Below are 7,490 nucleotides of genomic sequence, written 5' to 3' on the forward strand. Positions count from 1 at the left end.
AGCAACTATGAATCAATCAATATTAGTCGAAAAAAAAACAGAAATTATTTATCCTGATAGCGATGGAAAACCGATGTCTGACAATACCAAACAATTTCGTTATATCGTCATCATTAAAGAAAATTTAGAGTTACTTTTTGCAGATAATCCTAATGTATTTATTGCAGGTGATTTACTCTGGTATCCCGTGGAAGGAGACAATACAATTCGTCAAGCCCCTGATGTGATGGTAGTATTCGATCGACCAAAAGGTGACAGAGGTTCGTATCAACAATGGAAAGAGAATCATGTTACTCCCAGTGTCGCTTTTGAGATACTTTCCCCAGGCAATACCCTCAAAGAAATGGCAAAAAAACTAGCATTTTATGAAAAATACGGCATCGAAGAATATTATATTTATGATCCCGATAGAAATGATTTGAATGGTTATTTAAGACAGGATAATCGTTTAGTTATAATTGAAGAAATGCTAGGTTTTATTAGCCCTCTTTTAAAGATAAAATTTGAATTAGATATAGAGGGTTTACAAATCTATGATTTACAAGGAAATCGCTTTTTAACCTATGTGGAATTATCTCAACAACTTAAACAACAAAAACAAAAAGCTGAGGAAGCTCAATCAAGGGTAAAATTATTAGAAGAAAAATTGAAAGAATTAGGGATTGAACTTTAAAATTATTTAAGCAATTTTGGAAAAAGAAATTGCTCTTTTATTTATTTCCTAATATTTGACGTTTTCTGTCGAATAAAATAGCAGAAATCTTAACAAAATGTTCAGAGTGTTTTGTGATATAATTCTCTGAATTTGTCTCAATTCTTTTGCTTATATATTGATAAATTTTATCAGTATAATTACTGTTATTTTCTCGATCGAAATTCTTTAAAATCTCTAAACCAGTCTCCATCGTTTCTGCCATAAAGATTTTTTCGATAATCTCATAGGGTAAAGCAAAATAGGCACAAATAGCGGTAAAAATTTCTAATCTGGCATCCGCTAAATGATGATGAGTGTGAAATATATTTCCTGCTAATTTAATTAATTTGCCATGATAACCTAATAAAATTATATGCTTAACTTGTTCGATCGAACCTTTAACTAACATTGCCCCTAACCAATTAGCCGTTTTAACTAATTGTTCAGAATTATAACCTAATTTAACCGCTAAATCTAAGCCATTTTCTCCAATACAAAAAACTAAAGTATCAAATTTTTTCGCCTTTTCTACTAATTCTTGTTGATATAATTCTAACTGTTTTTGACTGGTTAAAGGTTGGGAAATTCCCGTTGTGCCTAGTAAAGATAAGCCTTCTATCACTCCAAAGGCAGAATTAGAAGTGCGTTGAGCTAATTTTTTTCCTTCAGGTAAAATAATTTTTACTTCCACAATAGCAGTGATTTTTAAATTGTCTAATAAATTTTTTTCTAGGATATTTTGAGCATAGGAATAAATAGCAGATTTTCCTTCTAAATTAACTATTTTACCGATACCTTCTCCTCCTTCAATTATTAATTTAGTTTCGTGATGAGGTGTTAAAGTGACAAGTGACCACACAGGAGTATCACGGGTTAAATCTAAATTATCTCCCGGATCAGAACGTGTAATACTTAATGCTTGATTATCGCTTATTTTTGCGATTTGTTCAATTTTAATAGTCACTAATTCCGCAGGTTTAACTAAGTCAATAATAACTTGATTTTCTTGATAATTATTTTGTAAATATTGCAAACTTGCCACGGCAGAAGCTGTAGCAAAAACGGGTAAAGTATAACCAGAATTAATCATTAAATAATAATTATTTTTAGATTAGATTAAACAGTGACAAAGTCTTTATAACAAACTTAATTTTTGAGAATAAATATTCAGATATTTGTGCAATAGGATCTAGTTTTTGACTTTCGTTCGCAACTTCTAACCACCCTTGTATGGCATCTTGAAGATTGTTTATAACTTCATCCATATTATCTCCTTCTTCGGCAGGATGAATAATAGCTTTGATTTTCATTACTTTCTTTATTTAGAATTTATTTATTGTCCAAAATTATAACCGATCGAACTCCCAAAATCGATCGAACCTCCAACCTCCACATAAAATTGATCACCCTATGATTTAGGTTTGATTTCAAACTCCAAGCGAGAACGATAAAAGTAAACATCAAATTCCATAAAAAAGTTAGTTTGTCCAAGAATTAGAGGAATATTCGGATTTTTAACCCAAGCAAATACCAATTCGATTGGTGAATATTCTCCAACATGAGCGATCGCCGAGAAAGGCATTGCCGTTTGACTACCCAGATTACCTCCTAATTGAATAATGGCTTTACGATCATCCCAAATGCCACCTAACTCAAGTCCAAATTGATAGGAAAGAACGTTGACAGTTGCACCACTATCAACTAAACCAATGGCTTCAAATTGTTGATTATCTCGTTTTAAGATGAGTGGTATTCTTGGCAAACTATCAAATTCATTTTGAGTTGCATTTGTGGTTGAATATTTGAACAGCATAGTTTAATCATTTTCTTTGTCTTGTTTAAGGGTTTCCATTAAAATTTTTCCTGCCCCAAAGCTATCATAGGGAGTTGGTAACTCATAGGTTTTGAATGGTTCTAAAGGGGCAATATTTTCGACAGTATCTAAATCTTCAGCTAAGATACGGATCAGTTTAAGTTTTTCGCTCACCGATAGTTTACGAGCATTAGGAAGTACATCAGCTAAAGTCATTATCTATTTATCAGCTATTATGAATTTTATGTTCCTATTGTAGCTTTATTTAACCTCTATAATGAATGATCGCTTTTCACAATTTAGAATGAAATAAACAACATTCGCACTCTCAAAACCGATCGAACTCCAAAAGCCGATCGAACCTGCCCAAAATCGATCGTACTCCCTCAAAAAAAATATGCTAAAGGTACGCTGTACACCCACAATTAATAATGAAACTTACAAGAAATAATAACAATCTCTTCATCAGAAACACGATACACTAAGCGATGCTCTCTCGTAATACGTCTTGACCATAATCCTGATAATTCGTGTTTTAATGCTTCTGGTTTTCCTAATCCAGAAAAAGGATTTCTTTGTATATCTTTAATGAGACCAACTATTTTAGCGTAAATTTTTTTGTCATTAATTGCCCATTGGTTAAATTCATCGAAACTTCTGGTTAGAAAAGCTACCTTTCTCATAATTTAGCCGGATCTACATAGATATAGTTATCAGGATTTTTAAGGGATTCTATGGCTTCTTGGAGATGCTGACGGTTAGCAGATGTTGAAAGCAGATAATCTGTTTCATCCATTTCCGTTGATTCTTGAATTAATAAAATTGCCTCAACCACTGTTCCTTCAGGTAAGTCAATAGTAGGTAAGTTGAGTTGACCGTTTTTTACAGTTGCTTTATATTTTAGTGCATTCATTATGAGTATGTTATGCTAACAAATTTTTAATTTTAACAGTTTTTGGAATAGAAAATGCTATCGATGATAATAAAACCAGAAATCAGGGGTTGCTCTATGGTTCACAAATTATTACAGTTTCCCTCTCGTAAGTGTTTTAATGCTTTTTCAGCTAATTCATCTAGTTTACCCGTTGCGACATCCTTTTCAAATTGTCGATCCCATGCTTCTGAGTCAAATTGAGCAAACCAGTCACGAAATTCCCTTAAATCTTGTGGAGATAACTGGCTAACTGCTTTTTCTATTTCTTTTAATTGGTTGGCATTGGTCATGATTTTCTCTCATTTTGATTGAGTTAAACGTACCAAAATTAATTTTACCTTGTTTTAACTATTTTTAGTCAATCTATAGCGATCGAACTTCCAAAATTTATCCCTCTTTTGTCAAACTCCGAATCAACTATTCATCAATTAAAGATTCGTCTAAAGTACAGTTATTAATTGTCTCGAAGGAGAGTTTAAGGATTTGTTTTGAGAGGATTTATTTTGATGTACTAAAATTAAACCAATTATTACCACAATTACGCTAATAATAATTATTAAAGTTGGTTTTGATAAGGGTAATTCGATCGAATCGAATAAAGATTTTGCTTTATTATGAGGAGTTAATTGTCCTTTTGGTTGGGGTAAATTAGGGATGATTTCTTGTAAGTATTGCCATGTTAATTTTCCCTCGTAATCTTCGGGCGTTTTTTGTTCAATTTTACATTGTAAAAGACTGATAGTAATATTATCATGACCATTTTTTCTTAACCCCATGTCTAAGATTTTTTTAATGCCTTCTTCTATGTCAATTTCCTCTTGAATAATAGGTAATATTTCAGTTTTCCAATATTGTTCAACTCGATCGAAATCCGATAAACCATCAGAACATAATAGAAATACGCTATCTTCATCTAAGACAAAACGCCGTATATGGACTTTTAACTTACGGGAAGATTCCATGCCTAATGCTTGTAATAATGCCCCCGTTTGCGGATTATTGATTAATTGGCGATAAAATCCATAGCCTAAACGCACTTCTCTGGTAGCTAAATCATCATCTACCGTGACTTGATGACAACTATCTTTCGTAATCCAATAAATGCGAGAATCTCCGACATAGGCAAAATAAACTTCATGGGCGATCGCCATACTCATTACAACAGTAGTTCCCATGCGTTCTCGATCTTTACGTTTTTCTTTATTGTTGATAGTAGTGATAATATCGTTAGCTTTAGAAATAGCTTTTAAGATTTTTTTTGAGTCTATTAAAGGAGTCCAATGTTTATTATTTAAGGTTTCTTTTAAGGTTTTTTTATAGTCTTCTTCTAACTGTTTTTGCATTATTTCGATGGCTAAATGAGAAGCTATTTCTCCTTTTTCTTGCCCCCCTAAACCATCACAAACGATAGTTAAAGTATCAATACCAGAGTTAATTTCTTTGAGACTATCAACGGAAGGATAGCAAGAATCTTCATTATTTTTTCTCTTTTTCCCTGCATCCGTAGCAGTAATTAACTTAAATTTTCTCTGATAATAATTATTTCCTAAAATGTATAAAACTTGATCTAAAATATCTAAAACTTGATTAGGAGTTTCTAATAAATTCTCTTGTAAAGATAAAACAATTTTTTCTAAAATTTCTTTAATTAAAGGGTTAAATCTTGTAATCCAATTTTCCCATAAATTACCTAAATCTTTTAAAGTTGGCTTTGATTCATTATCGGGAATTAACTCCCTTAATTTAATAATTCCTCCTCCTACTCTCAAGTTATGAGGGTAAAATAAACTCGATAATACTTTTTGTTTCTCTAAGGGATTCCATAATAAAATTATTTGCCATAACCAACTTATCTGTCTTAATGCCGATACCTGAAATAAACTCAATTCAAGGGAAGGAAATAACTCTGGATGGATTAAATTTCCTTTTTCATCTAAAGGGATACTTTCATATTCTAACAACCACTGTTCAAAAGTATTATCCAAAAATCCATAGATTTGCGGTACATGAAGACGATGAGAAAATAGTTTGAGATAGGGGGTTATGGTTTCGGGTACATTCTCTGGAAAGATAGGTGATATATCTGGTTTTGTATCGATGACAATACTTGGTTGACACACAAAAAATCGATCGTTAATTAATTCCCCCACGCTGTACTCTTTATCTATGTTACCGCCAATTCTTAAGTAACGTTTGACGATGGGAGTTTGACATTCATTACATAAAGCATCCCCTAAAAGATTCAATTTTCGACATCTTTTGTTAACACATTGAATTTTGGCGATCGAAATAGTCATAGTTAGGGGAAGTTAAAAGTCTTTCTAGGGAGATAGGGAGATGGGGTGAAGAAAATTACTACAAAAAATTGTCTTAAATTATAAAATGAATTTTATTAATATTTAAAGCGATTTTTCCTTAATTAACAATTTTATATCGAATTCAGGTTATTCTATCAATTTGGCTTAATTAGTTATCAATAGAAAATAAACAATTTTTTTGGGTTACGCTACTCTAACCCAACCTACAATATTTAACTCTCTATTCTTAATTTTCCATTATTCATTATTTTTCGGGTAATTTTTGCCATAATTCTTCATAAATCTCAGGGGGGATTTCCGTTTTTAATGCCCTAGACAAACGCTTTTTTTTCTGCGCTAAATGCAGACAAGAGGCTTGAGGACACAGGTAAGCCGATCGACCCATGCCCTGTTCTAAGGTAATATTATGATGGGGATGATTTTTGACAATACGCCAAAATAAGGATCGATCTCCGATGAGATGACAACTGATACAACGGCGATAATTTTTATGTTTATTCGGATTCTTCATCAACATATTGAGATTTGCGTTTTATATCGATTTTCCATCCCGTCAAACGAGCAGCTAAACGAACATTTTGCCCTTCTTTACCGATCGCTAAACTTAAATGATTATCAGGAACTACAACGATCGACTGTCTTTCTTCGGGATTAATTAATTTTACTAAATCAATTTGCGCTGGACTCAAAGCATTGGCAATATAAGTACCCGGATCGGGCGACCAACGAATTACATCGATTTTTTCTCCTTTCAATTCATTGACTACGGCTTGAATACGAGAACCTCTAGCTCCAATACAAGAGCCTACAGGATCAACATCTCTTTCGAGGGTATCCACCGCAATTTTAGTACGCGCTGAAATATTTGGATTCGTGGGATTTGCTTCTCTGGCGATCGCCACAATTCTCACCACACCTTCTTCTAATTCTGGTACTTCATTAGCGAAAAGATACACTACTAAACCAGCATCCGCACGGGATACTACTAATTGAGGTCCTCTTTGAGAACCGTCTCGTACCTTTTTGAGATACACTTTGAAGGAAGCATTAGCACGATAATTGTCACTACTAATTTGTTCATGGAAAGGCAATTCCGCTTCCACTTCTGGTCTTCCGTAGGCACTTTGTAGGGTCATAATAATTGATTTTCCTTCAAAACGCAGGACTTTGGCGGTTAAGACTGCCCCTTCTAATTCTTTAAATTCCTCTTGAATGATCGATCGTTGTTGATCTCTGAGTTTTTGTTGTAATACTTGCTTTGTTTGAATCGCCGCCATGCGTCCGAAGTCTTTTTGTTCGGGAGTAACATCCACTAAAACTTCATTGTCTAACTCGACATCTTCATTAAATTCTCTCACATCGACTAGGGCGATTTGATGATCGGTATTTTCAACGTTTTCTGTTACCATTTTTAAGGCTAAAACTCGGAAGCCTTCTTCTTCGATGTCTAATTCTAAGCGAAAATTACTGAAATAATCATCGGGGAATGACTCATTGTGTTTCGATCGACGAAAACGCTCATAACCTTTAAATAATGCCTCTCTCAAGGCTTCTTGCACAGAAGTTCGAGGTAAATTGTGACTTTTACTGATTTCTTCAATCAGCATTTGTAAACCGGGTAATTTTACGATACTCATAATAATTAATAGTTAATAGTTGATAGTTGTTAAGTAATAGTCTCTAATTATTCATTATTATCGAGTATAATAAAATAAAATTTAAAAGATAAAA

General features: G+C 33.1%; 11 protein-coding genes. 1 reads left to right on the forward strand and 10 read right to left on the reverse strand.

The annotated features are described in order from the left end of the window. Positions 1-7 precede the first annotated feature (7 nt). A complete protein-coding gene (locus tag ACN4EE_RS14125) occupies positions 8-673 on the forward strand; it encodes a Uma2 family endonuclease (protein WP_431707094.1) in 666 nt (221 codons plus the stop codon). Between the two features lie 37 nt (positions 674-710). Here the strand turns inward: ACN4EE_RS14125 and cbiD are convergent, their stop codons facing one another. The 10 genes from cbiD to nusA form a co-directional block, all read right to left on the reverse strand. Next, positions 711-1,784 (reverse strand): cobalt-precorrin-5B (C(1))-methyltransferase CbiD, encoded by a 1,074-nt coding sequence (gene cbiD / locus ACN4EE_RS14130; protein ID WP_431707095.1) that lies wholly within the window; start codon positions 1,782-1,784, stop codon positions 711-713. A gap of 16 nt (positions 1,785-1,800) precedes the next feature. After that, on the reverse strand, positions 1,801-2,004 hold the full coding sequence (locus ACN4EE_RS14135; protein ID WP_431707096.1) for a type II toxin-antitoxin system HicB family antitoxin: 204 nt from the start codon (positions 2,002-2,004) through the stop codon (positions 1,801-1,803). A 98-nt stretch (positions 2,005-2,102) separates the two neighbouring features. Beyond that, a complete protein-coding gene (locus ACN4EE_RS14140; RefSeq protein ID WP_431707097.1) occupies positions 2,103-2,456 on the reverse strand; it encodes a pepsin/retropepsin-like aspartic protease family protein in 354 nt (117 codons plus the stop codon). Positions 2,457-2,510: 54 nt separating this feature from the next. Further along, positions 2,511-2,723: a hypothetical protein gene (locus tag ACN4EE_RS14145; protein WP_431707098.1), complete on the reverse strand. Its 213-nt coding sequence runs from the start codon at positions 2,721-2,723 to the stop codon at positions 2,511-2,513. A 209-nt stretch (positions 2,724-2,932) separates the two neighbouring features. Then, positions 2,933-3,190, reverse strand: coding sequence for a Txe/YoeB family addiction module toxin (locus ACN4EE_RS14150; RefSeq protein WP_431707099.1), 258 nt, complete (start codon positions 3,188-3,190; stop codon positions 2,933-2,935). Next, positions 3,187-3,342 carry a hypothetical protein gene (locus ACN4EE_RS14155; RefSeq protein ID WP_431707100.1) on the reverse strand — a complete coding sequence of 52 codons (156 nt, stop codon included), beginning with the start codon at positions 3,340-3,342 and terminating at the stop codon, positions 3,187-3,189. Before ACN4EE_RS14155 ends, ACN4EE_RS14150 begins: the two co-directional genes overlap by 4 nt. Before the next feature lie 179 nt (positions 3,343-3,521). Then, positions 3,522-3,731: a hypothetical protein gene (locus ACN4EE_RS14160; RefSeq protein ID WP_431707101.1), complete on the reverse strand. Its 210-nt coding sequence runs from the start codon at positions 3,729-3,731 to the stop codon at positions 3,522-3,524. Positions 3,732-3,881: 150 nt separating this feature from the next. After that, positions 3,882-5,738 carry a PP2C family protein-serine/threonine phosphatase gene (locus ACN4EE_RS14165; protein WP_431707102.1) on the reverse strand — a complete coding sequence of 619 codons (1,857 nt, stop codon included), beginning with the start codon at positions 5,736-5,738 and terminating at the stop codon, positions 3,882-3,884. 265 nt (positions 5,739-6,003) lie between these two features. Further along, positions 6,004-6,276, reverse strand: coding sequence for a YlxR family protein (locus ACN4EE_RS14170; protein WP_431707103.1), 273 nt, complete (start codon positions 6,274-6,276; stop codon positions 6,004-6,006). Then, positions 6,254-7,396, reverse strand: a complete 1,143-nt coding sequence (nusA, locus tag ACN4EE_RS14175) for a transcription termination factor NusA (protein WP_431707104.1) — start codon at positions 7,394-7,396, stop codon at positions 6,254-6,256. Before nusA ends, ACN4EE_RS14170 begins: the two co-directional genes overlap by 23 nt. Positions 7,397-7,490 lie beyond the last annotated feature (94 nt).

Source organism: Geminocystis sp. CENA526 (assembly GCF_050753365.1).
Lineage (GTDB): Bacteria > Cyanobacteriota > Cyanobacteriia > Cyanobacteriales > Cyanobacteriaceae > Geminocystis.

Coding starts and splice junctions, on each gene's coding strand:
- ACN4EE_RS14125 (WP_431707094.1), top strand. CDS start 8: ATGAATCAATCAATATTAGTCGAAAAAAAAACAGAAATTATTTATCCT.
- cbiD (WP_431707095.1), bottom strand. CDS start 1,784: ATGATTAATTCTGGTTATACTTTACCCGTTTTTGCTACAGCTTCTGCC.
- ACN4EE_RS14135 (WP_431707096.1), bottom strand. CDS start 2,004: ATGAAAATCAAAGCTATTATTCATCCTGCCGAAGAAGGAGATAATATG.
- ACN4EE_RS14145 (WP_431707098.1), bottom strand. CDS start 2,723: ATGACTTTAGCTGATGTACTTCCTAATGCTCGTAAACTATCGGTGAGC.
- ACN4EE_RS14150 (WP_431707099.1), bottom strand. CDS start 3,190: ATGAGAAAGGTAGCTTTTCTAACCAGAAGTTTCGATGAATTTAACCAA.
- ACN4EE_RS14160 (WP_431707101.1), bottom strand. CDS start 3,731: ATGACCAATGCCAACCAATTAAAAGAAATAGAAAAAGCAGTTAGCCAG.
- ACN4EE_RS14165 (WP_431707102.1), bottom strand. CDS start 5,738: ATGACTATTTCGATCGCCAAAATTCAATGTGTTAACAAAAGATGTCGA.
- ACN4EE_RS14170 (WP_431707103.1), bottom strand. CDS start 6,276: ATGTTGATGAAGAATCCGAATAAACATAAAAATTATCGCCGTTGTATC.
- nusA (WP_431707104.1), bottom strand. CDS start 7,396: ATGAGTATCGTAAAATTACCCGGTTTACAAATGCTGATTGAAGAAATC.